The organism is Paenibacillus sp. BAC0078, from assembly GCF_054483875.1.
The window spans coordinates 316,377-341,918 of the sequence record NZ_JBTLRW010000005.1; the positions used below are offsets into that span (position 1 = coordinate 316,377).

General features: G+C 50.8%; 22 protein-coding genes. 4 read left to right on the top strand and 18 right to left on the bottom strand.

What is annotated here, in order from left to right; all coding sequences use genetic code 11:
- Positions 1-125: 125 nt before the first annotated feature.
- The 14 genes from ACX1DY_RS12775 to ACX1DY_RS12840 all read right to left on the bottom strand — a co-directional run bounded on the left by ACX1DY_RS12775 (position 126) and on the right by ACX1DY_RS12840 (position 17,672).
- Positions 126-1,274 carry a glycerate kinase family protein gene (locus ACX1DY_RS12775; protein WP_458964571.1) on the bottom strand — a complete coding sequence of 383 codons (1,149 nt, stop codon included), beginning with the start codon at positions 1,272-1,274 and terminating at the stop codon, positions 126-128.
- 50 nt (positions 1,275-1,324) lie between these two features.
- Positions 1,325-2,620 (bottom strand): GntP family permease, encoded by a 1,296-nt coding sequence (locus ACX1DY_RS12780; protein ID WP_458964572.1) that lies wholly within the window; start codon positions 2,618-2,620, stop codon positions 1,325-1,327.
- Between the two features lie 230 nt (positions 2,621-2,850).
- Positions 2,851-3,765, bottom strand: a complete 915-nt coding sequence (locus ACX1DY_RS12785) for a GNAT family N-acetyltransferase (protein WP_458964573.1) — start codon at positions 3,763-3,765, stop codon at positions 2,851-2,853.
- 525 nt (positions 3,766-4,290) lie between these two features.
- The gene (locus ACX1DY_RS12790) at positions 4,291-6,456 is read right to left on the bottom strand and encodes a Tex family protein (RefSeq protein WP_458964626.1); all 2,166 of its coding nucleotides are present in this window, start codon (positions 6,454-6,456) and stop codon (positions 4,291-4,293) included.
- 144 nt (positions 6,457-6,600) lie between these two features.
- Positions 6,601-7,812, bottom strand: a complete 1,212-nt coding sequence (locus tag ACX1DY_RS12795; protein ID WP_458964574.1) for an MFS transporter — start codon at positions 7,810-7,812, stop codon at positions 6,601-6,603.
- A gap of 151 nt (positions 7,813-7,963) precedes the next feature.
- A complete protein-coding gene (locus tag ACX1DY_RS12800; RefSeq protein WP_458964575.1) occupies positions 7,964-8,566 on the bottom strand; it encodes a TetR/AcrR family transcriptional regulator in 603 nt (200 codons plus the stop codon).
- A 379-nt stretch (positions 8,567-8,945) separates the two neighbouring features.
- Positions 8,946-9,296 (bottom strand): type II toxin-antitoxin system PemK/MazF family toxin, encoded by a 351-nt coding sequence (locus ACX1DY_RS12805; protein ID WP_019913013.1) that lies wholly within the window; start codon positions 9,294-9,296, stop codon positions 8,946-8,948.
- A gap of 3 nt (positions 9,297-9,299) precedes the next feature.
- Complete coding sequence (locus ACX1DY_RS12810; RefSeq protein ID WP_028530971.1) at positions 9,300-9,581, bottom strand: CopG family ribbon-helix-helix protein; 282 nt, start codon at positions 9,579-9,581, stop codon at positions 9,300-9,302.
- 211 nt (positions 9,582-9,792) lie between these two features.
- Positions 9,793-10,974: an alanine racemase gene (gene alr / locus ACX1DY_RS12815; protein ID WP_458964576.1), complete on the bottom strand. Its 1,182-nt coding sequence runs from the start codon at positions 10,972-10,974 to the stop codon at positions 9,793-9,795.
- A gap of 236 nt (positions 10,975-11,210) precedes the next feature.
- Entirely contained in the window at positions 11,211-12,296 is a 1,086-nt protein-coding gene (locus ACX1DY_RS12820) for an outer membrane lipoprotein-sorting protein (RefSeq protein ID WP_458964577.1), read from the bottom strand.
- Between the two features lie 161 nt (positions 12,297-12,457).
- Positions 12,458-13,666, bottom strand: coding sequence for a hypothetical protein (locus ACX1DY_RS12825; RefSeq protein ID WP_458964578.1), 1,209 nt, complete (start codon positions 13,664-13,666; stop codon positions 12,458-12,460).
- 11 nt (positions 13,667-13,677) lie between these two features.
- Positions 13,678-14,520 (bottom strand): methyl-accepting chemotaxis protein, encoded by an 843-nt coding sequence (locus ACX1DY_RS12830; protein ID WP_458964579.1) that lies wholly within the window; start codon positions 14,518-14,520, stop codon positions 13,678-13,680.
- Between the two features lie 135 nt (positions 14,521-14,655).
- Positions 14,656-16,359, bottom strand: coding sequence for a methyl-accepting chemotaxis protein (locus ACX1DY_RS12835; RefSeq protein ID WP_458964580.1), 1,704 nt, complete (start codon positions 16,357-16,359; stop codon positions 14,656-14,658).
- On the bottom strand, positions 16,356-17,672 hold the full coding sequence (locus tag ACX1DY_RS12840) for an ABC transporter substrate-binding protein (protein WP_458964581.1): 1,317 nt from the start codon (positions 17,670-17,672) through the stop codon (positions 16,356-16,358). Before ACX1DY_RS12840 ends, ACX1DY_RS12835 begins: the two co-directional genes overlap by 4 nt.
- 239 nt (positions 17,673-17,911) lie before the next feature.
- On the opposite strand from ACX1DY_RS12840, the gene ACX1DY_RS12845 reads away from it, so the two are divergent.
- Positions 17,912-19,975 carry a methyl-accepting chemotaxis protein gene (locus ACX1DY_RS12845; protein WP_458964582.1) on the top strand — a complete coding sequence of 688 codons (2,064 nt, stop codon included), beginning with the start codon at positions 17,912-17,914 and terminating at the stop codon, positions 19,973-19,975.
- 92 nt (positions 19,976-20,067) lie between these two features.
- On the opposite strand, the gene ACX1DY_RS12850 is transcribed toward ACX1DY_RS12845, so the two are convergent.
- The gene (locus ACX1DY_RS12850) at positions 20,068-20,931 is read right to left on the bottom strand and encodes an AraC family transcriptional regulator (protein ID WP_458964583.1); all 864 of its coding nucleotides are present in this window, start codon (positions 20,929-20,931) and stop codon (positions 20,068-20,070) included.
- A 266-nt stretch (positions 20,932-21,197) separates the two neighbouring features.
- Positions 21,198-21,542, bottom strand: a complete 345-nt coding sequence (locus tag ACX1DY_RS12855) for a hypothetical protein (RefSeq protein WP_458964584.1) — start codon at positions 21,540-21,542, stop codon at positions 21,198-21,200.
- Positions 21,543-21,579: 37 nt separating this feature from the next.
- Between ACX1DY_RS12855 and tnpA the strand changes: the two genes are divergently transcribed.
- The 3 genes from tnpA (at position 21,580) to tnpC (ending at position 23,884) form a co-directional block, all read left to right on the top strand.
- Entirely contained in the window at positions 21,580-21,906 is a 327-nt protein-coding gene (gene tnpA / locus ACX1DY_RS12860) for an IS66 family insertion sequence element accessory protein TnpA (RefSeq protein ID WP_458964585.1), read from the top strand.
- Positions 21,900-22,253 carry an IS66 family insertion sequence element accessory protein TnpB gene (gene tnpB, locus ACX1DY_RS12865; RefSeq protein ID WP_458964586.1) on the top strand — a complete coding sequence of 118 codons (354 nt, stop codon included), beginning with the start codon at positions 21,900-21,902 and terminating at the stop codon, positions 22,251-22,253. Before tnpA ends, tnpB begins: the two co-directional genes overlap by 7 nt.
- Before the next feature lie 62 nt (positions 22,254-22,315).
- Entirely contained in the window at positions 22,316-23,884 is a 1,569-nt protein-coding gene (gene tnpC / locus ACX1DY_RS12870) for an IS66 family transposase (protein ID WP_458964587.1), read from the top strand.
- A gap of 318 nt (positions 23,885-24,202) precedes the next feature.
- Here the strand turns inward: tnpC and ACX1DY_RS12875 are convergent, their stop codons facing one another.
- Both ACX1DY_RS12875 and ACX1DY_RS12880 read right to left on the bottom strand, forming a co-directional pair.
- The gene (locus tag ACX1DY_RS12875; protein WP_024630035.1) at positions 24,203-25,027 is read right to left on the bottom strand and encodes an NAD(P)-dependent oxidoreductase; all 825 of its coding nucleotides are present in this window, start codon (positions 25,025-25,027) and stop codon (positions 24,203-24,205) included.
- A gap of 61 nt (positions 25,028-25,088) precedes the next feature.
- Positions 25,089-25,475 (bottom strand): MerR family transcriptional regulator, encoded by a 387-nt coding sequence (locus tag ACX1DY_RS12880; protein WP_458964588.1) that lies wholly within the window; start codon positions 25,473-25,475, stop codon positions 25,089-25,091.
- Between the last annotated feature and the right edge of the window lie 67 nt (positions 25,476-25,542).

Sequence of the window (25,542 nt, forward strand, 5' to 3'; positions counted from 1 at the left end):
TAGGCGAGTGGCTATGCGGCTTCCGGGCTAATGAGTATACTCTGCTCGAACATCCAACAATATACATGGCAGCCCCACACATCAAGCGGCCCTGAGAGCATGCTCCCGGGCCACTTTTTTGTGCTCTATTCACTTAGTTTCAGGATTCGTGCAATATTCTCACAGGTCCGCTCAACGTTCTTCGGCCCATCGGCTAACAGCTTCTCCAGGTCAGAGGCCCCCGGAACAATACCGAAGATCGCCGTAAAGCCTTCTTCATACAGGGCATCAATCCCCTCACCGATGTAACCGGCGATGGCAATGACCTTTTGTCCGCCAGCTTTGGCAGCGCGGGCGACACCATAAGGTGTCTTCCCGAACTTCGTCTGGAAGTCAATGCCGCCTTCGCCAGTGAACACCATATCAGCGCCGGCCAGCTTTTCCTTCAGGCCGGTATTTTCGATAACAATCTCGATTCCCTTCTGCAGCACCGCCTGAGTAAAGATCAAGAGTCCCGCGCCCAAGCCTCCGGCAGCACCCGCACCGGGCAGCTCCGACACATCCTTGTGAAGCTGCTGCTTCACGATCTGTGCGTAATGGGCAAGATTATCGTCCAGCTTCTGCACCATCTCCGGCGTTGCTCCTTTTTGCGGGCCGAACACCCGCGAAGCTCCCTGCTCCCCGCACAGCGGATTCGTCACATCGCAGGCCACAACCATTTGAACATGCTGCAGGCGTTCATCCAGCGAAGATATGTCTATCCGTGCCAGCCTGTCCAGGCTGCCGCCGCCACGGGGAAGCTCTGCTCCCGCCTCATCCAGAAATCTTGCGCCAAGCGCCTCGGCCATGCCTGTGCCGCCGTCATTCGTCGCACTGCCGCCGATGCCGATAATAATCTTGTGGATGCCCCGGTCAAGACATTCCCGGATCAATTCTCCGGTGCCGTATGTTGTTGTAATCAAGGGGTTCCGGGTTTCCTTGGTCACCAGATGGATGCCGCTTGCGGAAGCCATCTCAATCGCCGCAGTCTGCCCGCCGCCAAGAATGCCGTATTTCGCGGTAATCTTTTGCCCAAGCGGTCCGGTCACCTCTTTATAATGGATCTCTCCACCTGAAGCATCGACCAGCGACTGTACGGTTCCTTCCCCGCCATCCGCCATCGGCACATGAATGTAATTAGCCGTCGGATAGACCTTCCGCAGCCCCTTTTCCATTGCGATACAAACCTCTTTGGCAGTCATGCTCTCTTTAAAGGAGTCCGGTGCCAACACAAATGTTTTCTCTTTCTCTCTCATATCCTCACCCCATACCAGATGTTAGAACCAAACCCTAGAGAACCTGTATCCTATAACAAAAAGCCGTATATGATCGTCGCTGCAACCGCCATCGTTCCGCCTACAATTGCTTCGTAAGGGATCAGACCCATCCGCTGCTTGATCGACATTTTCATGCTGTCCGCCGTGACGTGGAAGTAGTTGCCCTGCGGCAGTGAGTCGATAACGGTTGCCCCTGTATGCACCATGACCGCTGCGGCAAGCGGCGCCGTGCCCATATTCAGAATCGCTTGTCCAAACGAACCTGTCGCCAAAATAACGCCTGTCGAGGTCGAGCCTGTTGCCGCTGCCATCAGAATACCGGAAATCGGCGCCAGGAAGGTTCCCGAAATCCCCGCCGCCTGAATCAGGCTGACGATCTGGGTGGACAAGTCGGAAGCGGCAATCAGCCCGGCAATCCCGCCCGCACCGAGCAGGATCAGCACTGTCGCCGTCATTTTATTCAGACCGGACGAGGTGAACGCCAGAATTTTATTCCCCTGCCCCATAGCCAAAAGACCAATAATCCCGGCCAGCGGCAGAATATACAGAGCATCGACCTTAATGCTGGACAGAGCCTCAATCCCCGTGAACGAACCAATCGGGTTGATCATCAGCAGGATGACCGCAACCAGCGGTGCCACGATAGCCTTGCCAAGTGGAGGATATTTGGAGGTGTCGATTTCGTTGTATACTGCTTCCTCATCAAGCACCTTCACACCTTTATTTTTCAGAAGAGAAGCTACAATAACGGTTACAATCAGGCCGCACACCGCCGGAATGAAGCCGGCCAGCATCACATGGCTCAGATCCAGATCGAACCCCCGCGCAGCCGCGATCGTATTCGGATTGGGCGAGATGATATTCCCTGCCTTCCCGCCGCCGGAGAGTGCCAGCAGCAGCGCCGTTTTTGAAATACCCATTTTGTTCCCTACAGATAAAGCAATCGGTGCCACTATCAGCACGGCTACGGGTATAAATACGCCAACCGCTGTAATAATCATCGTGGCCAGGGCAAGCGCAAGAATGGCCTTGCTGCCGCCGAATTTTCGTACGATGGCCTGGGCTATCGTCTCAGCCGCCCCCGATTCCATCATCACCCCGGCCAATACACCGGCGGCAAGCACGCGCAGGACCGTGCCCATGACACTTTGCGTACCGCTTACAAGTATGCTGACCGTCTGTTCCAGATTGGCCCCGCCAATCAGCGCACCCACGATAGCCCCCAGGAATAGCGCGTAGACCGGATTCAGCTTTCTCAGGATCAGAATGATCGCAAGCGCCAGTCCCGCCAGTGCCCCGTACCAACCTATTGTTAACCCTTCCATTGTACAGCCCCCTATAGCTCTTGTTGAACACGCTTTCAGTATAAAGGCTGCCCTATATAAAAAAATATTGATGATCGGACGAAATGCATTGTGCATTTGACCAAGTAAAAACGGCTTTGCCGTCCTCTGAAAGAGGCGGTAAAAGAAAACCTCCCGCTACTACAGCTTCAGGCTGTCATTAACGGGAGGTTTGTTAGCGTTGTTTAGACCAAAGTGTGCTAATCAGAGGATTATTTAAGCTCGATGTAATATCTGGTTTCTTCGCTTTCCGTCTGAAAACCGGCAGTAGTATAAAGGGCCAGTGCAGAGTCATTGTCCGTCCGGGCTACCAGCGATACGTTTCCAAGCCCGTGTCCCTGCAAATATTTCAAGGCTTCAGCCAGCAGAAAGCTGGCAATGCCGCGTCTTCTCCAGGCCTCTCTGACGAACACATCCTCTATAACGCCACCCTCGTCCTCCTGCCAGACCATCGCACTGCCGACAATCGTTCCTGCTTCGCGGGCAATGATCGCGGTCCACAGCGGATGCTCCCGATACTCGGCAAGCCGCTTCGCTCCAAGCGGAGCATCTGGCCATACCTCAGATTCCAGCTTCAAATACAGGTCCCGTTCTTCGCGGGTCTCCATGCTCCAATGCATGCAGTCCAGTCCTTCAGCAAGAACTAGCTCCGCAATAGGCTCCGACGAGTCCCGCTCCATGCTGTACAGATTTTGCAGAGGCCGATACCCCTGCCGCTCTTGAAAGTACCGGTGGTAGCTCTCCTCTACCGCATAATTCCCCACACATAATAAGGTGCTGTGACTGCCCGGCAGTGTCTCCTTCAATTCACGGGCCCGGGCCAGCAGCAGGCTATACACCCCATCCAGCAGCGCCGTATCCTCTTCCCTGCCGGGTGCAGCTTTCAGATTGATGAGCAGCTTATGCTTGCACTCCGGCGTACTTGCCTCTGGAATGATATTGAACACCTCAACCTGGCCTTTTGCGACCATCTGATTACCTTCAAAAGCGCAAAACACATTCGCCCAGTTCGTTTCTTCGCCCACCCACCAAGAGATCGCCTGTCCACTTGAAATCACCGCATTATAAAACTCGCCAAGCGCCGGCATATCCGCCTGCTCAAAATTCCGAATCACAACTTCGCTCAATAGTTGATACCCGCCTATCTATATTTTCCCAAATCATAGCACGGGCGAACAAGGCCCAGGTAGAGGAATAATGATTAAAACTATTTAGTACGTTGAGTGGGCTGCTGGATATATTCATCATTTAGAGCCAAAAAGCAAAAGCAGCTTACCGGAAATCATGATTTCCCGAAGAACAAAATGGCCGCGCTGTCGTTAACTGAATAGTGCAGCAGTTTTGAGTTTGGAAATTGTTGGAGTGCTGGAGCCAACTTGTACTTTGAGGACAGACCCAAGTGGAAAAAGGGAACTTAATTCTGTACCCTCACACTCCAAAGCAAGCGCTTGTGGGAAAAAGTCCACCTAATTCGGCTGATTCGTAGCATTCTAGCTGAAATCCCCCCAATTAAGTTTACTTATTCCAACTAACGTCCCTGCGGAACGATTTTGGGTACATTTAAGTTTACTTTTTCCACTTCACTCTCATAATTCCCTAAACAAAAAAAGCCATCTGCCAGGTCTCCCATGCAGATGACTCCATTTCAGGCACTACTCGCGCGGCGGGCGCATGGTCAGGCTGACCCGGCCTTTTTTGAGGTCAACGCCCAGCACCCAGACGGTAACATTGTCTCCCACGGAGACAACGTCCATCGGATGCTTCACGAAGCTGCCGCTGAGCTGGGAAATATGCACCAGCCCGTCGTTCTTGATGCCGATATCGACGAAGGCGCCGAAATCGATTACGTTCCGTACGGTTCCCTGCATCTCCATGCCGGGAACCAGGTCCTCGATCTTCAGCACATCCGTGCGGAAGATCGGCTGCGGCAGCTCCTCGCGCGGATCGCGGCCCGGACGCTGCAGGCTCTCCAGGATGTCTCGCAGCGTAGGCACGCCGACATCCAGCCTCACGGCCAGCTCGGCGGCGTCCTGCGCCTGAAGCTGCTGGGCTACCTCTTTGCTGCCAAGCGCAGCCACATCCAGCCCCAGCTCACGGAACAGGCGGTCCACCACCGGATAGGATTCCGGGTGGATCGGTGTCCGGTCCAGCGTGTTGTCGCCGCCCGGGATGCGCAGGAAGCCGATGCACTGCTCATAGGATTTGGCGCCCAGGCGCGGCACCTTCTGTAATTGCTTGCGCGTGGTGAACTTGCCGTTCTCCTCGCGGAATTTGACGATATTCTTGGCAATCGTCGCATTAACTCCGGCAACATAGGACAGCAGGGATGCCGAAGCTGTATTCACGTCAACGCCAACATGGTTGACCGCCGACTCTACGACACCCTTAAGACTCTCCTCCAGATGCTTCTGGGACACGTCATGCTGATACTGCCCGACCCCGATCGCCTTCGGGTCGATCTTCACCAGCTCCGCGAGCGGGTCCTGCACGCGGCGGGCGATGGAGGCGGCGCTGCGCTCCGCCACATCCAGGTCCGGGAACTCCTCCTGCGCCAGCCTGGAGGCGGAATACACGCTGGCTCCGGCCTCATTGACAATGAGGTACGCCAGCCCCGGATCGCCGATCTCTGCGATGACCTCGGCGGTGAACTGCTCCGTCTCCCGCGAGCCGGTGCCGTTGCCAATGACGATGAGCTGGATGCCATACTTGGCAATCAGCTCTTTGAACTTCGCCGCCGCCTCACGCTTCTTGTTGTTCGGCGGCGTCGGGTAAGTGACCGCCACCTCCAGCAGCTTGCCGGTGTCGTCCACCACGGCCAGCTTGCAGCCGGTGCGGTAGGCCGGGTCTACGCCAAGGACGCTCCGACCCTTCACCGGCGGCTGCAGCAGCAGGCTGCGCAGATTTCCGGAGAAGATGGAAATCGCTTGCGTTTCCCCCTTTTCCGTCATTTCCCCGCGCACCTCGCGCTCCACGGAAGGCGCGATCAGCCGCTTGTAGGCATCCTCGGTCACCGCTTCCAGCAGCTCTTTGACCGGAGATGGCCCCTTAACCAGCTTCCGCTGAATAAAGGCGTGAATCTTGTCGGCTGTCACCTCTATGCCGACCTTCAACACATTCTCCCGCTCGCCGCGGTTGATCGCAAGAATGCGGTGCGGCGGCATTTTATGTACCGGTTCACGGTAATTATAATAGTTCTCGTAGACGCTCTCCTGCTCCGTATCCTTTGCTTCCGATACCAGCACGCCTTGGCTGGCTGTATACTGGCGGACCCAGGAGCGGATCGCAGGATCGTCGGCGATGTTCTCGGCGATGATGTCCATCGCGCCTTGAAGCGCCAGCTCTGCGCTCTCGACACCCTTGTCCGCATCCACATATTTCGCCGCTTCCTGAAGCGGATCGCCTTGACGGCGCTGCTCCAGCACCCAATCCGCAAGCGGCTCCAGCCCCTTCTCCTTGGCGACACTGGCGCGCGTCTTGCGTTTCTGGCGGAACGGACGGTACAGATCCTCCACTTCCTGCAGCTTCACCGCCTTCAGAATCTGCTCCTGCAGCTCCTTCGTCAGCTTGCCCTGCTCCTCAATGCTGCGGAGCACATCCTTCTTGCGGTCGCTCAGATTGCGAAGATAGCTTAGCCGTTCTTCAATATCGCGCAGCATGTTCTCATCCAGCTCACCGGTCATTTCTTTACGGTACCGGGCGATGAAGGGGATGGTGTTCCCCTCATCCAGCAGTCCTACCGTTGTCCGCACCTGCTTCAGACTGATGCCAAGCTCCTTGGCTATCGCCTGGGTGATTGTTTCCTGCTCCTGCCGGGCCAACGCTTCCTCAGCGGCCTTATCTGCTTGATTCGTATCCACCGTCAATGCAATCCCTCTTTCCGTACACAATCTGTGTTCAAATAATCCCTACCTGAAATAGTATCACAGATTGACCCCGCCACCAAAGTCCAGAAGAGCAGCCGCTCACCCCTTCATCTCAACATCGGGACGGCTCATCCGCTTTCTTGAGCCTAGCGACATCAGGAAACACAGAACGAGTACGATCGCAGCTATGGCATAAGGAAAGTTGATATCCAGGTCAAACAAGACACCGGCAACGATAGGTCCGGCAATATTGCCGAGACTGGTATACGCCGAGTTCATGCCCATTACGAAGCCCTGCTGTGATTCTACTGCCAGCTTGGAGAGCTGGGTACCGACAGCCGGGCGCAAAATATCCATAGCAAGAAACACAATAAAGGTCACGGTAACGATAGCCCAGTAGCCGTGCACAAACAATGTCAGGAAGATGAACAGGCCTGAGACAAGCAAAGAAGCCGAAATAACTCTGTTCTCACCGAAATGCTTCAGAATCCAACTGAACGCCGTAACCTGAATCACCGCTCCCGAAATCGAGCCAAAGGTCAGGACAAAAGCAATATCCTTTGGACTGAACCCAAATTTGTGATCCACAAACAAGCCGAATACTGTTTCATAGTTGGCAAGCCCAAAAGAAAGCACAAAAACAATCAAAAGTCCGAAGAAATAAGGCTCCCGGTAGGAACGCATCAGTTGAGAAACAAGGCTTTCCTTATTTTCCTGACTGGTCCTCGCGGTGGCAAGCTGTGCATTTGAGCGTGATTCCGGCAGTACAATAACAGACACCACAGCAACAAGTGCCGCTACCACAGCGGCGGTGAAGAACGGGACACGAATGCCAAGCTCAGCAAGATACCCGCCGATTCCCGGTCCGATGATAAATCCGGTAGTAATAGCCGCGTTGATCAGCCCCATGCCTTTGGCCCGTTCCTCCATAGAGGTTGTATCCGCTACATAAGCCATGACCGCAGGCATAATCATTGCTGCTCCGACACCTCCGAGCATTCTGGCGGCAAACAGCACCCATGTGGAATTAGCCAGACCAAACAGCAGCTCCGACAGCGCAAATACAACCAGCCCGCCGACAATGATTTTCTTACGGCCCATCTTATCGGACAGCCCGCCCGCAAAAGGGGAGACAATCAGTTGCGTCAGGGAGAAGGCTGCCACAAGCAGACCGACAACACTGCCTCCGATATGCAGCTCATTCATATAAGTAGGCATAATCGGGACAACCAGTCCAATTCCCGTAAACGTCAGAAAAATATTTAGCATAAGGAGCAGCATCGCTCCCCTGTTTCTAAGCAGTAATTTCATTTGATTAACCTCCGAAATTTCAAAACCATTTCTTAGCACACCTATAAGACCGACCATCCGGTCTAATTATACACTGCCAGCAGAAACGTTGGCACCGGCCGTTAGAAAGTCAGTGCCGCTCATCTGCGTAGACTTTGATATGCTGACTGCTCTACTGGGCACGTATTCCCTGCAGCAGCAGCCCTATTGCTTCCCGGTAATATTTCATGATTCCCTCAGGCTCTTTGTCAATGGAAATAATCTCGCAGATTCTGCCGACCCCATCCAGCAAGCCGCTGAGCACAATAAGATAATTATTCAGGTCACCCTTGATCAGGTACCCGGAATCCATACTCTCCTGTAGGAGATCGCGGCAAGCCTTCGAGGAGTACTCATAGAACCGTGCAAGACGCTCATGCACCTCTGCGGAATGGATTCTGGATCTTGAATATTCATCAAGCGCATGGAACAGCGGATTCTGGTAGTCATTTGCATAATGCTCCCCAAGCGCATAGAATCGCTCCTCGGCATCGCTGATAAGGCTTTTCTTCTGTTCCCACTCCGAGAGCCAGTGCTCCAGATCCTCTTCCAACACATGCAGAAAGAGCTCATCTTTACTGGGAAAATGATGATACAGGCTCCCTTTGCTGACCTTGGCCGCCGAACAGACCTCGTTCATCGTCACAGCTCCGTAGCCTTTCTGTACAAATAGCTGCGAAGCCTGCTGTACAATTCGTTTCTTCGTTTCTTCTCCGTCAGAACGTCCTTTTATCATGACCACCCCCTTCTAAACCGACCGACCGGTCTAATTATAGCATACCTATTGTTCCAACTCCAATCGGCGTTATATCAGTTGAACTATAGATTTTTCATATTGGGGTCTGGTCGTAACTGCAGGGAATGTTTGGACTTCCGGCCGCTGCCCGTCTGCAGATTTCTTGATTACTACCGCTCTTCACGGTGGAAATCCGCAGACAAAGGCGGACGCTAACGCTCCGTAAGTATCCAAACTTCCCCTCCGTCACTTCTGCCCTTTTTATGTTTTCTTTAGTTCAACTGATATAGATTGTCCTGGTCTCTCCATCTCAAAGAGGCACACCGGCTTATCCGGTGTGCCTCTCATTACGTGATCAGTGATCTATAGTCTGCCTGGTTCAAAAATCAATCAGACCCAGGCTGATTTGCAGCGAATCATCCACCAGCTTCATCGTTTCGTCGTCCAGGTGGGTGATCTTATCCGTTAAGCGTTGTTTGTCAATGGTCCGAACCTGCTCCAGCAGGATGACAGAGTCCCGGTCAAAGCCGTGGGCAGCCGCATCAATCTCCACATGCGTGGGCAGTTTAGCCTTCTGAATCTGGGCAGTGATGGCTGCCACAATTACCGTCGGGCTGAAGCGATTGCCAATGTCGTTCTGAATGACCAGTACCGGCCGTACTCCGCCCTGTTCTGAACCCACCACCGGCGAAAGATCGGCAAAAAAAACGTCGCCGCGTTTTACGATCAATATCTACACCCCGCTTACTAAGCGGCCAAGAGTGCTGTCTGCATCTTCCTCCGCGAGAAAAGCCTCGCATGCCATGGTCAAATTAATCTTAGCCATTTCCATGTAGCCACGCTGCATCGACTCCCGGATGGTGCGTTTTCTCCGTTCGCTCAGATACAGCTTCATGGCCTGCCTGATCAATTCACTCCGGTTGGAGTTCTCCAATTGGACGATTCCATCCACTTCCTGCAAGAGATGATCGGGCAAGCTGATCATGATTCTTTTGGTGTTCTGCAAATTGGCCACCTTCTCTTCCACCCCCACAAACCTTCTACCCTTGTGTTCCAGTGTTGCATTATACAAGGAATTTTATACAAAGAATATATGCCGCCAGTATATCAAGTATGCTGCATTCAATTATAAACTAGAAATGGCGGTTCGTATAGACCATAAGTCACATAGCCGATACGGTATTATCCTCCTATTCAATTCCTGCACAAGTCACACGGCACGGGGATTAGGCCTGCAGCAAGGGATTCATCAGGTCCGGAGCAGCACCTTCGCGCACATATACGCGGGGTACACGGTGAGCCAGCATACAGATTACCTCGTAGTGGATCGTTCCAAGATGGAGAGCCAGTTCATCTGCCGTGATGGACACGGAGCCTTGGCGGCCGATGAGTACAACCTCTTCGCCAGCTTTGATTTGTTCCGCTTCTTCAGCGAAAGATTCGAGCGATACCATACACTGGTCCATGCAGATGGTTCCGACGACAGGAACGCGGCGTCCGCGTATTAACACCTCCGCTTTGCCCGTTAGCATGCGGGAATATCCGTCAGCGTACCCCACAGGAAGCGTTGCAATGATCTCTTCCCTGTCCGTGAAGTACCGGGTGCCGTAGCTGATGCCGGAGCCCGGCGGCAGGGTTTTGATATAAACTACCTGCGTCTTCAGCTTCATTACCGGGTGTAAATTCACCAGCTCGCGGTTCACTTCCGTTGAGGGATACAAACCGTACAAGCTTATGCCTACACGCACCATATTGCTGGATAGAAAAGGTGTATCAATGGCCGTAGCGCTATTGCCCGTATGTATGATCGGGATTTCAATATTTCTGTCCCGAAGCGTTTCGGCCACGCTCATGAACCGTCGGTACTGCATCAGTGTATAGCTTTTGTCTTCTTCGTCTGCTTTGGCAAAATGTGTGAACATGCCCTCCAGCTCCGCCTGCGCTACAGAATGCACTTCTTCGATGAAATCAGGAGCGTCAGCCGGAAAAAGCCCCAGCCGTCCCATCCCGCTGTCAATTTTGATGTGCACCTTCAAACGGTGCTCCGGATCAATTGGAAGCTGTTTGATCGCCTCCAACACGTCCGGTGTGAACAGTGTCACGGTTACATGGTTCTTCCAGGCAGCGGCTATCCCTTCCGGGGAGGTGTAGCCCAGCACCAGAATAGGAATTAGTATTCCCGCCTGACGCAGCTCCAATGCCTCATCCAAAAAAGCAACACTCACATAATCCGCTCCGAGTCGTTCCAGCTCCCGGGCCACTTCCACTGCTCCGTGTCCGTACGCATTTCCTTTGACGCATCCCATGAACTTGGTCTCCGCCGGCAATACCGAACGGAAGGCCTCGTAATTGGCACGCAGATCATCGAGATTAATCTCGGCTACTGTAGGTCGATAGCTTGCTTGCACTTCCGAGTCACCTTCTAACATTGTAGTAAATCATCTCTGCGGCATCGTATAGATCTGATGTCTTACTGTCAATGGTAATGCTAATGGAAGGCGGCTGTCAATGTGACCCGGACGAGCTTACTGCTGATCCTCTAAAGGTATAACGCCCAGCATATTCACCTCCATATTTTTAGAAAAAACGGATACTGCATGTAGAGGAAAGGCTCCCACTATGCGCAGTATCCGCCTACTGATATTTACTTACCCGATTGTTCCTCCATAGAAGCGGCAATTTGCATCATTTCGTCCCTAGGAAGATTTGCACTCGTAATCCGGTACTCTACACCATCGCTCATCCAGGTCAGCGTCTGCTGCTCGTCACCGGTCAGAACCCCTGCGGTGAACCCAAGATCAATGAGTGTTCCCGGAGCCAGCGATACAGTGTGGTCCAGCGGCCGTGCTTCGATGATCGTGAACTGGTATATTCCGTCATAGCGGAGGAGCACGGAATGATCCTTACTGCCTTCGATTTTATTGGAGTCTTTGAGCTTTACACCTTCCGGAATATAACCGGGTTCAATAATCCCGAAGTCGCCAAGCTCGGCAGCTGCCGGCTGATCAGCCTGTTCTCCACTATCCGGTGCAGCCACCGGATTGCCGTTCTCGTCAACCTCGGCCACCGTGCTCTTGGACGGAGTGCCGGCGGTCATATTCTTTTGCATATCAAAAGAATCCTTGGTAAATTCCGGATCGAACTTGAAGCTGTCGAACTTCACGTTGACCACAACCTTGGCTTCGGAATCGGAGACCTGCACCTGCTTCGGCTCATAGGTTTTTTTGGCGAGCCAGATTTTCTGGCGGACCAGTGCGCTGCTCTGATAATTCGCCGCTACCTCAAATACATAATTGTCGCCGTCCTCCACGAACTGGCGGTTGTTGTCGGCAACTATGCCCCGGAGCAGCGTCTGGTACAGATAGACCTGGCCTTGATTGTCGGGCCAGTCACTCTGGAAGCGGAAGCTTTTGCCAAGGCTTGGTGTAAGCACGAATACGCCCTCATCATTGCGCAGCACAATTTGCGTAACATCCTTCTGGAGGTTCGACAGGCTGATCCGGTAGTAGGAAGGATTCTTGTACCATACCTCTACCCTATACTCCTGCGGCTGCTCGCCGGTGTACAGCGTCATTGTGCCCGAGCCCTGGTAAGCCCCCTGCTTGCTCTCCAGCTTGTCAGACACATTGTTCAAATCCTTGACCACGGAAGCGGCATCCTTCTTCCCGCACCCCGCGAGCACCAGGGTCACGCTCATAATGATTGCGAGTACCCATGTTATCCGGCGCATGACATCATCCCCTTAACCTGTTTTGAAAAGCATTGATTAGTACATGTCTATGAGGGACTTGCCTGCATTATGCAGACGGGCATGACAAGCATGAAGGATAATCAGTCTGCCAAGGCAGCAGCAAAAAGCCTGCGCAGGGCGCAGGCTTGCTGAACTGATTATCATTGAAACGGAATGAGCTGATAGTTATAGACGGTGAAAAACTTGCCCTGGGTGAAGAAAATATCATCAAAATAGATCTCAGGCTTTTCTCCAACTTTTAGCGGATATGCGAATGAATACAGCGTTTTGTAGCTTTTCCGGTCCAGCACGGTCAGCGCAGTTTTCGTTTCTATTCTGTAATCGGACGAAATAGAGATGTACTTATCATCCAGCCGTAATCTGTAGGCTATTCCTTTTACAGATATGGGAGCAAGCGGGGTATGATTCAGTTGTTCGCCGCTGCCATTCAGTGCATAGAACCCTTTATTATTGGCGAATAAAAGTTTGCCGTCCACGATATAGAGTATGTTTGTTGTCGGGTCAATTCCCTTTGTCCATTTCACTTTTCCGTCTGTTCCTATAGCAGCCAGCAGCGTTGTGCTCTCAGATTTCTTTATTTTGAGGATATATGTATCATTGTTAAGCTTGAGCGCTTGTTCTACTATACTGCTCGTGTTTAGCGGATAGCTTATTTTTTTCTTGAGATTCCAGTCCAGGACGTCAAAAGATGCTGCTATATGCTGCGAGTTATATTTGAGCGTCAATATTTCATTCAAGGCAACCCCGCTAAGATAATGGGAAGGCTGCATTCTTTCCCTTTCGAAACTTTTACTCCAGGCCACTGTACCGTTCAGATTCACTGCGTAGACCGAGGAGTTGTCATGTACAAACAATTTATTGTTGATCAGACTGTCAATCTCCAGCGGTCTGGGAAAGATAACCTCCCAATTCATTGTCCCCTTGGGACTAATGGAATAGAGAAACGTTTCATTAGAGAATTGCTTCAGCCCCGCGCCAACGAGACTATACAAATTACCTGCCATGTCAAAAAAAGCACGATCGCCGAACTTGAAGCCTCCATAAATCGGAAGCTCCCACTCCACCTTATTCGTCTTGGCATTGATGGTAACGACATACTCCTGAAGCATCTGCCCCTTGGCATTACGCGGATTCTTGCTCAAAAGCGGCTCCTTGAAGTACAAAAGTCCGTTCGCCGTTCCCAAATACTTATAGCCATAAGTAGAAACGGGGAAGTTGATCGGGTCCTGCTGCTTGAGTTGCTGCTCCGTCCCGGCAACGGGAGTTACTGCTTCTGCAGCAGCGGGCATAGGATTCATTGGAACAAGGGCAACCAACAGTACAATTAGAAAACTTAATAATTTTTTCATTACATCTCTCCTCATATCAACCGCGCAATCTTCTCAATCTCCACGGCGGAAGCGGCGAGTTGCTGCATGGAGGCGGTGATTTCCTCCGTCGCCGCAGCCTGGCGCTCGCTCTGCCCCAGGCAATCCAGCAGCGTTGCATCCATCCGGGAAATGTTCATCTTGATCCGCTCCAGGATGCCGGCGATTTCCTTGGCCGAGGCTGCGCTGGAGACGGACATTTTGCGGATCTCCTGCGCAACGATGCCGAAGCCGCGTCCATGCTCGGCAGCATGCGCAGCTTCGATGGCGGCATTAAGGCCCAGCAGGTTGGAGTTGTCCGCCACTTTGGTAATGAAATCCAGAATCTCATCCGTCTTATGCAGCTCTTCGACAACCTTTTGGCCAAGCACCTTAAGATCACTTACGGTATTCGCCAAATCGGTGGCAGTTCCTGCGATTTCTTCAGAGGTCATGCTGATCTCTTCAGAGGTGGTCGCCAGGGTATTAGCCGCATAGCTTAACGTTTCTTGATTGCTTAAGCTGATGCCAATCGTAAAAACACCGGTAATTGCCCCGCCCTCCCCATGAATGGGTATGGAGGATGATTTGAAGGGCCAGCCGTAGATTTCCTTCGGAATATTGGCACTGACCTCTTCCCCTGTCTCGAGTGCCTTCCGGATTCCTCCGCTTGGCGGGACCGGCGTGCCCTCTTGAATCCGGATATCCAGCTCCGTTCCCGGAAGGTAATAAATGAACTTTTCCTTATCCGCCAAGGCGAACATGACGTCAATCGGAAATAAGCGCTGTACTAGCGGCAGTGATAGTTTCAAAGATTCCAATAGCCGTTCAATATCTGTCTCATTTTGGCTTTTCATGGCTTAGCAGCTCCCATTACAGCAAATTTTTGTGATCATTATAGCATAGGAAAAAATTCGGATCAGGGACAAGAGTTACAGCAAAAAGGAGCCCGCACAAAGGCGGACTCTCAAAGCTGTTCCTGTTATACCAACTTATACTGAGAATTTTGCAATGCTCTCTTGCAGTTCTTGCGCCAGTTCGGACAACAATCTGGAAGCTGCTGCAATTTCTTCTACGCTGGCTAATTGTTCCTCTGCTGAAGCGGAGACGTCATGTGTCCCTTCGGATGATGCCACTGTAATCATATTAATCTGTTCAAAAGCAACAACCAATTCATGGGTTTCATGAGACATTCCTTGAGAAGAATCCGATACATTTCTGATCTGCTCATTGATGGCCTGAATGGACGCTTCAATTTCGGAGAAGGATTGCCCGGCCGTTTGCACCGCGTGAATCCCCCGCTCAACTTCCTTCTCTCCTTGTGTCACCATCGCAATCGTCTGGCTGGTTTCCAATTGAATCGAACGAATGACCTCGGATACCCGCTTCCCGGATTCGGTTGTCTGCTCGGCCAGCTTGCGCACCTCGTCCGCCACTACGGCGAATCCCCGGCCGTGCTCGCCCGCTCTCGCCGCTTCAATTGCCGCATTCAGGGAGAGCAGATTCGTCTGGCTGGCAATGTCCGTAATAATGGCTATGATATCGCCAATTTCTTTGGAGCTTTCCCCTAGGACACTTACCGCTTTGGAGACATCAGTAACATTCGCCGATACGGCCGACATTTGGTGAATCGCTGTTTCAACAGCCTGCATGCCTTCGGCGACCAAGCTTGAGGCTTGATCTACGGATTCTTTAACATGAATGGCCCGATCTGCTATCTGTGCAGCTTCCTCATCCATCTTCTGAACGAGCACAACGCTGGCTGCAATGCTGTTCACTTGTGTCTGAGCGCCTTCAGCCAATTTCTCGGTAATTGAAGCGACATGCTCAGTGGCTTGTCCGGTCTGCTCCGCACTGGCTGTCAGCTCCTCCGAAGAGGCTGCAACCTGTTCTGCATTCGTGCCTACCTCCTGAATCAGCACCCGCAAATGGTTAGCCATATTATTGAAGGACACCGCCAAGTGACCGATCTCATCTTTATTTTTGATCTCAACCGTCGTATTTCTTAAGTCACCATCGGCAATCTGAACAGCCATTTTCTGCAGCTTGAGGAGCGGATTCGATATCACCCTGCTTATTAGAATAGAAGCAACAGCTCCTATAATTAGTGCTGCGCCTGTCAATATAAGAACCAGCATTTTGATTTGCGAGACTTCATCGAAGGTGGCATCGGCCTCCGCTGTCAGATCCTTCTCTTGAAGGGTTACCAGCCGCTCTGCGGTGCTGCTGAATTTATCCAGTACAGGGCGCTGTGATTCAAGAATTTTCAAGTAGCCTTCAGTATCATTTTGCTTTTTGCTGTCTATGACCTTCATGGCCGTGATGCTATATCGGTCCTGCAGCAAATCCAGACCAGCGAGAATCTGCTTGTCGTCGCGGTGAGTAATTAACGCCTTTAGCTGCTCCAGAGCCGTACCAAACTTCGTGCGCGCATCCTTAAAGGCCTCCAGGCCTTGCTCGTCGCCGTTAACCAGATAGCCGTTGATGCTGGACTCCTCCGCTTCCACAGCGATTCTCAAATCCTTGATTAATTGAACAGACTCAGATTGATCCGTTAGCAAATGTGTATAAGAATTGCTCACCTTCGAGAGATAGGAATAGCTGCTGAAGGCTACAATGAGCAGGAGGATTAACACCAATCCAAAGCCGCTGTAGAGCTTCTTTCTTATTGTAAAGCTGCCAAGTAGTTTGCTCACTTCGTTCCCGCCCCCTTTTGACCCTGCAGCAGCTCAAGCGCCTGTGCCCGGTAATCCTTTGCCCCTTGCTCAGGGGTAGTGTTGCCCTTGAGAACGTGGTTCAGGATCAGATCAAAACTGTTTTTAATGACTACCGCACTGCCCGGCGGCGGCGGATCAATTGGTGATGAATGGGCCTTCACGTAGTCAAGCAGCTTATACTGCTGTTTGCCCGCTTCATCCAGCTTTGCAGATAGTCTTGCAGAGATCACATTCGATACAGGAATTCCGCGTTCTCCCAAGAGAATATCATTTGCCTCTGTACTGTTCACGAAGAAATCGAGAAATTTGACAGCTTCCTCGGGATATTTCGAATAGGAAGAAACCGCCAGGAATTGACCTGGTTTAATAAACCTTCCTTCTCCTTCCTTTGTTATTTTAGGATAAGGCAGCAATTTAATCGTATGGCCGGCGATTTTGCTAAGTGCCGTTGTTTGGTTGCTGAAGCTCATGTACAATGCAGACTTGCCGGTAATGAGGGGATGATTCTCATCAACAGATATAGTTTTTAATGAGTCACTGCTCACTAAGCCTTCATCCACCCACTTTTTATACAGCTTGAAATAATCGACCACAATCTGATCATCCTTGTACCCAAGCTCCGTTCCCTCAGCATTATACATCGAGACTCCCCGGGTTCTCAGGTAATGATTCACACTAATCATATTTGCTAAAGGATAAAAATCAGGCGTGGTTATCGTTTGCTTCAACTGCACAAGCGTCTTGTACAGATCATCAATCGTATAGTCTTCCGTCGGGACTGCAATGCCCGCTTTCTGAAAGAATTCAGGATCATACATCACAGCTTCGGAATTCATTCCGATATTCAAGGCGTACAGTTCCTTCCCCTTCATCCCTGGAGCCAGCGTTTCCGGTGAGATATCCGAGGTGGACAGTATCTTCTTCTCTACATAAGGATTGAGCGGTTCAATTAAATCACGGTTAATGTAATTAAAGATAAAATCATAATCCCCCTGAATAATATCAGCAGTCTGCTGATCGGCAGTTTCTATCGACAATTGAGTCGATACCTCGTCTGTCCCCGGGAAATCTTCCGTAGTAATTTTCACGTTGGGATGCTTTTTCATATACAGTTCAACAACCTTGAGCGTATCTTCCTTCCGCTTCTCTTTTCCCCACCAAATAAACTTCAAATTCACTTGCTGATCTGTAGTTTTTTCCTTTGCCTCATTCTCCGGGCCATTGCAGCCCGCCAGTACCGATAGTGCTAAAAGACTAATCAATCCCCATAAAAATGTCCTTGATGACTTCATCCCCAACGCCCCCGCCTCGTCTTGTTGAAATTCTTTGCAGTATTAACTTTTTCACAGTTTTGTGTCTAAAACTTATTTTCTATATCGGATAGTCTATACGCTTTTTGAATAACAACCTGACATGCAGAAAAAACGCAGAGAAATGTAAAATATTCACCATTAAAAATGTATATCAATCTGCCGATAATTTAACAGATCCGCTTTCAGGATGACATATATCACAGGGGAGACTTAACTACATGAGAACTACTAACGAATTATTGAACAAAATCAGGAACGTTTCTTTGAAGGTTAAGCTTCCGGCTTTATTGAGCTTGCTTGTTGCTGCCGTGCTCCTGGCGACATCAGTTACGGTGTATTTTTTCTCATCCGATTTATTGCTCAGAAAAAGCAAGGATGAAATTAACGCCAACAGCGACCGTATCAGTGAAGGGCTGTGGACAGCAATGCAGCTCCAGGAACAGACTTCTTATGTGATTTCTGTACATAATACCTTCAAGGAACTATTGAAGCTTAGAGCAGGAGGCACTCTGCCGGATCAGGAATTCTTTTCCGCGGAAAATCCATATTTCAGTAAAGCAAATACGGTCCTGAAGGATAGCATACAAGGAACACGGGGAAGCGACTCTATGATCGTTCTCGATACCAAAGGGACTATTGTTGCAGGAACAAATGCTGAATCCATCGGGCAGTCCAGATCAGACCGTGAATACTATACGAAAGCAATAAAAGGGGCTTCGTTCATCAGCGATGCGATTAAGTCTAAAATCAATGAGAAAATACTGATTGTTTTTGCCCAGCCCATCAAAGATTTGAACGGCAAGGTGCTTGGCGTGTTCGCCATGACCGTAGACAGCAGCTTTTTTGTCGATAAACTGGGTAACATTAAAATTAACGGCAGAGGTCAAATCGAGGTTCTTAGCCGGAGCGGAATACTCTTGTATCATTCAACCGACTCAGCCAAGGTGGGGCAAAGCGGCGTAGACAGTCCGCAAATGAAGGCATTGCTGGCGGTTCGCGCAACCGGTGGTCTTGCAACGCAGACGGTAGACACGACTGAGGATTATTTGCGAATCAGTAAAATTCCAAACGCGGATCTTACAATTTCTGTTACTGATTCCTATAGCGACATCAAACGTCCTGTAAACGAGATGCTGAATAAGGTGTTGCTGATTACGGTTCTGGCGCTGCTTGTAGCCGTTGGCTTTGGACTATTGTTATCCCGTTCAATTACGAATCCCATCGTCAAGTTAACTAAGCTGTTCAAGACTTTAGCCCAGGGTGATTTGACCGTAGAAGCCGACGGAAAATACCAAAGCGAGTTCAAGGATCTGGCTGACAGCTTCAATAGCATGGTCCGGCAAAATAAAGCGCTAATCACCAATATGAACAACTCCATTCATGTGCTTCATACAAGCACCAATGAGCTTGAGGAAACCTCCAAGCAGACTGCCCGCTCTATTAATGAGACCTCCGTAACCTCCATGGGCATCGCCCAGGCGATGGAGCTGCAGTCCAATGACACCGAACATATCGTTGATAAGTTCTATGGATTTGGTGAGAAATTTGCGGAGATGAACAGCAAAGCTCAATCCGTTAGGGAAAGAGCAGAGGAGATTATTGAGGTCTTCCATACGAGCAATCAGGTGGTCGAGAATTTGATTGAAATCAGTGACAAGAACGAACAGGAGGTTCAAAAAATCTCGGCCATCACCATCAAGCTCCAAGAAAGCTCCAACAGCATCAGCAATATTACCGGTGCAATCAGCCAGATTGCCAATCAGACCAATCTGCTTGCCCTTAATGCATCCATCGAAGCTTCGAGAGCCGGAGAGCATGGCCGGGGTTTTGCTGTAGTCGCCTCCGAGATTCGGAAGCTCGCTGAGCAAAGCTCGAAGCAATCGAATGAAATCTATTCCATTATTCAGCAGAATCTTGCATTTGTAGCTGAGAATAATGATAGCGTGATGGAAATCAATAACATTTCCGCTATACAGGATAAGCTTGTAGCGCAGACTCAGGAAGCATTCCAGACCATTCTGGAGAAAATCACGAACATTACGGATCAAATAAAATCAATGGCTGACGAGGTTGCCCATATGCAGAAGGACAAGGATGGCGTTCTGGAGTCGGCGCAAAGCCTTTCGGCTACAGGCGAAGAGGTCTCCGCTTCGGTGGAGGAAGTGACTGCTACAATGATGGAGCAATCCGCTACGGTCCGCCAGTTGGCTGAAATGGTTGAAACCATTGATCAGCTCACCAAGGATTTGGCAAACGCAGCCGCAACCTTCAAGGTGGAATAACATACAAGGGGGTTCCGGCAGCCGATTCAGGGTGTCGGAACCCCCCTCTTTGCATATACGAGCCTGCATCACTGCAGGCTATGTGCTTTTTCCTAATCGATGGGGAAATAAAGGTCCATGTAGACCGATTCACCGTTCTTGAATTCCTCCTCCAGCCAGAAGCGTTCCTGCTCACAGGAGGTTTTGTAGCCTCTGCTGTTCACCCAATCGGCGAGTTTCTTCCAGCCCAGCGGAATACGCTCGAAAGGATCGACCATCGGCTCAGTAATCCGCAGCATTGCATATTTGCAGCTCTCCACATGCTTGTACACAAGCCCGGTTTCCAGAACCGCAGGCTGCTCATCTACCGCTACCCAATATTCGTAACCCCGCAGCCCCTTCTCCTGATCCTCGCCCTCGACAGGGACATCAAAACCAAAACGTCTTGCCTCAGGCGGTATCCCTGCCTTTTCCGCCCATTCGGTTACAAAGCAGATTACTTCATCTTCCGGGTTATTGCTGATCCGAACCCCGCTCACTACATTCATTGCATCCAAGCTGCCAATCGTAACCTCACTTAAATAGTCCACCTGAAATCCTCCTTGGAATTGCTTAATTTGTTCCTTCAGCACCGGCTTGGGCGGCAAAGCGTACCTCGCGCTTCTGCACCTGCTGGGCAATTGGCCAAATTCCTGCTGAAAGGCTCTGCTGAACGTCCTCTCTGAGCTGTAGCCGTAGTCTAGCGCTATGTCCAGAATTCTTTTGCCGTGCACAACATCCAGCATCGCGTAGCCTAACCGCCTCTTGCGGACATATTCCATCAGAGTGACCTCAAGGTAAATGCCAAATATCCGGTGAAAATGAAATTTGGAGAACCCTGAGAGCTGCGCACACTCCTCAATGGAAATCGGTCCTTTCAGATTTTCTTCGATGTAATCAATGGTCTTCTGCAAATGTTCTATATACCCATAATCCAAGCGCTTCACTTCCTCGTTGCAACGATTACCTTTATTATATTAATCGCTTCCATCCCGCACAGGACATTTATTGCTAAATTCAAAACGAACATAACAAAAAAACAGATCAATCATGGTGGTATCTGACCATAATCGACCTGCTTAGTGTAACGGAATAGCGTTAATTAGGTTATATATTTCAAGCATTGTTATTCGTAAATCAGAAATCATACAGATATTCCGCTATTAGCGATCTTCACTTTTTCCTTTTTAAATACGCAAAATTATTATTCAGCCATTGTTTCTGAATGAGGACAATAGACATGACCATTGGGGTCGATAATATATTTGACGGTTGCTTCCTTATCTGAAATGACAATTGTGTATTCATTTTCTGCAAAAAAATCATTTGGTTCTACACTTACTGTAACCAACCAAACTGAACCATTGATGCCATCGAATTCACTATAAAATTTTATAGTTCGCTCCAAATTATCTGAAATATCACCTGATAACTCATATTTACTTTTATAATCTTGGGCAATGCTTAAAACCCTATCTAAAGTTAAATTAGTATCCATTATATTCGTAAACGTAAAATACTCCCCACCTTTCAAGAGCCTCAAGCTCATGAGAAAATGAAGGCATCCTAGATGAGGAGGTTGCCTCATGACAAATAGAGATCAACGTCAAGATGAGTGGGCGAAACGCATTGAAGCTTATAAGGCCAGCGGACTAACGATGGTGGCATGGTGCAGTGCCAATAAAGTCAATTTGGAACAATTGAAATATTGGACACGGAAACTCAAAAAAATCGCCTCGTCAGACATCGTTTCTTCGGCACGCTTTATTCCGGTTACCGTCACGGAGCTCGACGCTCCTCTTGCCACTTCTTTGCTTGTTATTCATGTCGGGCCTGCCTGCATCACCCTTCAAAAAGGATTTGACCGGCAGTTGCTTCGTGAAGTGGTAGAAGCCTTAACCTCATCATGCTGACGTTTTCAAACGCACACCCTGTCTATCTGGCTGTCGGGTCCACGGACTTGCGTAAATCAATCGATGGACTCGCTGCTCTCGTCCAAGAAGGTTATGGCCTGAATCCATTCTCTCCGAGCTTGTTCGTGTTTTGCAATCGCGAGCGTAACAAGCTCAAGCTCCTCTTTTGGGAGGTCAACGGCTTCTGGCTTTTTTACCGTCGTCTGGAACACGGCACGTTTCAGTGGCCGACCGGCAATGAACAAGTTGTGACGGTCACCTCTCGCGAGCTTCGCTGGCTGCTTGACGGGCTTTCCCTTAGCCAGCGGCAAGCCCATGCAAGAGTCATGGTGGAAACCGTGATTTAGATTCGCCATTTCGTCATATAAGCATGCAGGAATCATGCCAAGAACAAACGAAATGAAACGGTATGGAAAAACGTGCGGAAATCTCACCTACAATCGAAGAACTGAAACAAAAGACGGCAAGGCAGGAACAGCAAATTGCAGAATTGTCGGCTAAGCTGAAGTGGTACGAGGAGCAGTTCCGTCTGGCGCAGCATCGGCGTTTCGGCGCGTCAAGTGAACAAACCCATCCCGATCAACTCACACTTTTCAATGAAGCGGAGGCCGAAGCGAATCCAGCGGCCCCGGAGCCGACGATGGAGACGATCACTTACAAGCGCAAGAAAACGGTCGGCGGTCGAGAAGCGAAACTCGCATCGCTGCCAGTTGAGACGATTGAATACCGGCTGAGCGAAGATGAGCAGGTTTGTTCGTGTTGCGCGGGAAAACTGCACGAAATGAGTACGGAAGTGCAGCGGGAGTTAAAGCTCATCCCTCCTCAAGTGAATGTAGTGGAGCATATACGCTATGTGTACGGTTGCCGTCGTTGCGAACAAGAAGCGATTTCCACGCCAATCGTGACCTCACCGATGCCCACACCGGTGGTACCGGGCAGTCTGGTATCGCCATCGATGATGGCGTATGTTATGAGCCAGAAGTACGTGGACAGCCTGCCGCTATACCGGCAGGAGCAGCAGTTCCTGTGTTTGGGCGTTGAACTGTCACGCCAAACGCTAGCGAACTGGATGATCGCGGGCGCAGAACGCTGGCTGAAGCCGCTGTATGACTACATGCATAAGGAACTGTTGAGACGAGACATTGCGCATGCGGATGAAACAACCCTTCAAGTGCTCAAGGAGCCGGGGCGTGCAGCGCAAACGAAGTCGTACCTGTGGTTGTATCGCACCGGCCGGGTTGGTCCGGACATCATTCTGTACGACTACCAGACGGGACGAGGCAGCGAATATCCGGGCAAATTTCTCAAGGGATTTACCGGTTATCTGCAGACCGATGGATACAGCGGCTACAATCAAGTGGAAGGTGTCACGCAGTTGGGTTGTTGGGCTCATGCAAGGCGGAAATATCACGAGGCCCTTCAAGCGTTACCTGCAGGTCATCGTTCCAACACAGTGGCTGCGGAAGGACTGGCCCTGTGTAACGCTCTCTTTGAGGTGGAACGTAAGTGGAAAGATGCGACGCCCGAGCAGCGTTATGAAGCCCGACTTGCGGAGAGTCGACCGATCTTGGACGCGTTCTCTGCTTGGTTAGAAGCTCAGCGGTCGCGTGTACTGCCCAAAAGTTTGTTAGGTACGGCGATCACTTACTGTACGAACCAGTGGGAGAAGCTGAACGTATTCTTGCAGGACGGACGGCTGGAAATCGATAATAACCGCAGCGAACGCTCGATTAAGCCCGTGGTTATCGGTCGAAAAAATTTCCTGTTCAGCAATACGCCGCGCGGAGCCAAGGCCAGCGCGATCATTTACAGCATCGTTGAGACGGCTAAAGCTAACGGTCTCAAGCCACATCTGTACTTGCAGCATCTGTTTGAGCGGCTGCCACAGCTTCCCAATCCAGCAGATCCTGAAGCACTGAGCAAGCTTGTTCCCTGGTCAGCTTCATTGCCGCTTGTATGCCGCGTCTATTCCAAATAAGCATCGTTCAGCTCCGTTCCATCCAATACGGGGCTATTCAGTGTTCCTTCAATACTCGTGTTTCTTGATAATAAAATCGTTTAAATGGAACTCTTTTTTGGGATTGCCCTCGGCGGACATTGAACTATCGTATCCGTTGCGTAATGTTTTACTGCGATACGATTCACCGCGCTGTCTCTAACGGCAAGTTTAAGGAGCATCCCTCTACGGTGATATGCTCCCCATACGGTAGAAAGATGAAAGAAATAAACGGGGTGTCCCTCGGATCACTTTCGTGACCTTGGGACAGCCCCTTCTAATTTTGCTAATCGGCTTTGTCTATTGTCTGCTCCGATCCCCGTCCTCCAGCATATCGAGCAGCAGACCGGCGAGCGGAGCAGGGAATTGCACGTTTTGCGCCGCCGACAGGAAGAGGCCGACATCCTTCTGCGGAATTTTGCTTTGGGAGATGGTTGTTGACTTCTCTGCAATCATTTTGCCATAGCTTTGATAGATTGGGGCGGTAAACAGAGTGCTCGTAAGCATGTTGACCGCCGCTTTGGGATCGACCCCACCGCGCTCGGCCATTCCTAGTGCTTCCTCCAGCGAGCGTGCGGCGGAGACGATGAGGAAGTTACCGATCAGCTTGACTAGCACGGCGGTACCGGCTCCTTCGCCGAAGTCAAAGATCCCTTTGGCTCCCATAGCCTCCAGCACCGGCCACACCCGCTCTTTCGCTTCCTGCGGACCCGCAACGGGAATCCACAACTGCCTGGCAGTTGCTGCCTCAGGCCGCCCAAAGATGGGCGCCTCAACATATACGGAGCCGTGCCGCGCGTGCAAGTCCGCCAGCTTCCTGCCCTTATCCGGCGACACCGTACTCATCGACACATGAATACCGCCCGGTCCCAGTCTCTCCAGGAAACCCTCGCTCCTGACGACGTCTTCCAATGCTTCATCATCCCACACCAAGGTGACGACGATGCCCCCGGCCGTCACGGCGTCAGCGGGACTTCCCGCCTGCAACGCGCCCTGAGCAACGACCGGCTCCGCTTTGTCCGCGGTGCGGTTGTATACGGTCAGCGCATAACCAGCTTGGAGCAGATTGGCAGCGATGGGTAGCCCGAGCTGGCCGAGTCCGATAAAACCAATGTTTTCTCTCATGAATATAACCTCCTTCGAATTTTTAAACATTACGTTTACGTCATGATTTTAGCAAAAAAAATTAGTCACGATCATTGGCCTCGAGCCACCGCTCGAAGCGTTCGATATGAGACTGTAGTTCGGCGTGGAACTGCCCAAGCGCTTCGAGCTTCTCGTCTGTGTCGGCCATATGCCGGCGCAGCAGGCCGAGAACCTTCCGCTTCGGCTGCACTCCGCTTGGGTCCGTGAAGTAGAGCTCGATAACATCCCGAATCTCTTCGAGGCTTAAGCCCAGCTTTTTCAACTGATCGATCTTCCGCAGACGGGCGATCGTTTCTTCCGTGTAGTAGTTATGACCGTTGCCCTCGCGCTCGCCTGAAGGAAGCAGTCCGATGCTCTCGTAGTAGCGCACCGTGCGCTGGGTAACCCCGGCCCGTTCTGTCAACTCGCCGATGCGCATGCGGTTCATGATCAATCACTCCTTCCAAGATAGAATATAACGTTAACGTCATGTTTGCATCATAGCACTTTGATTG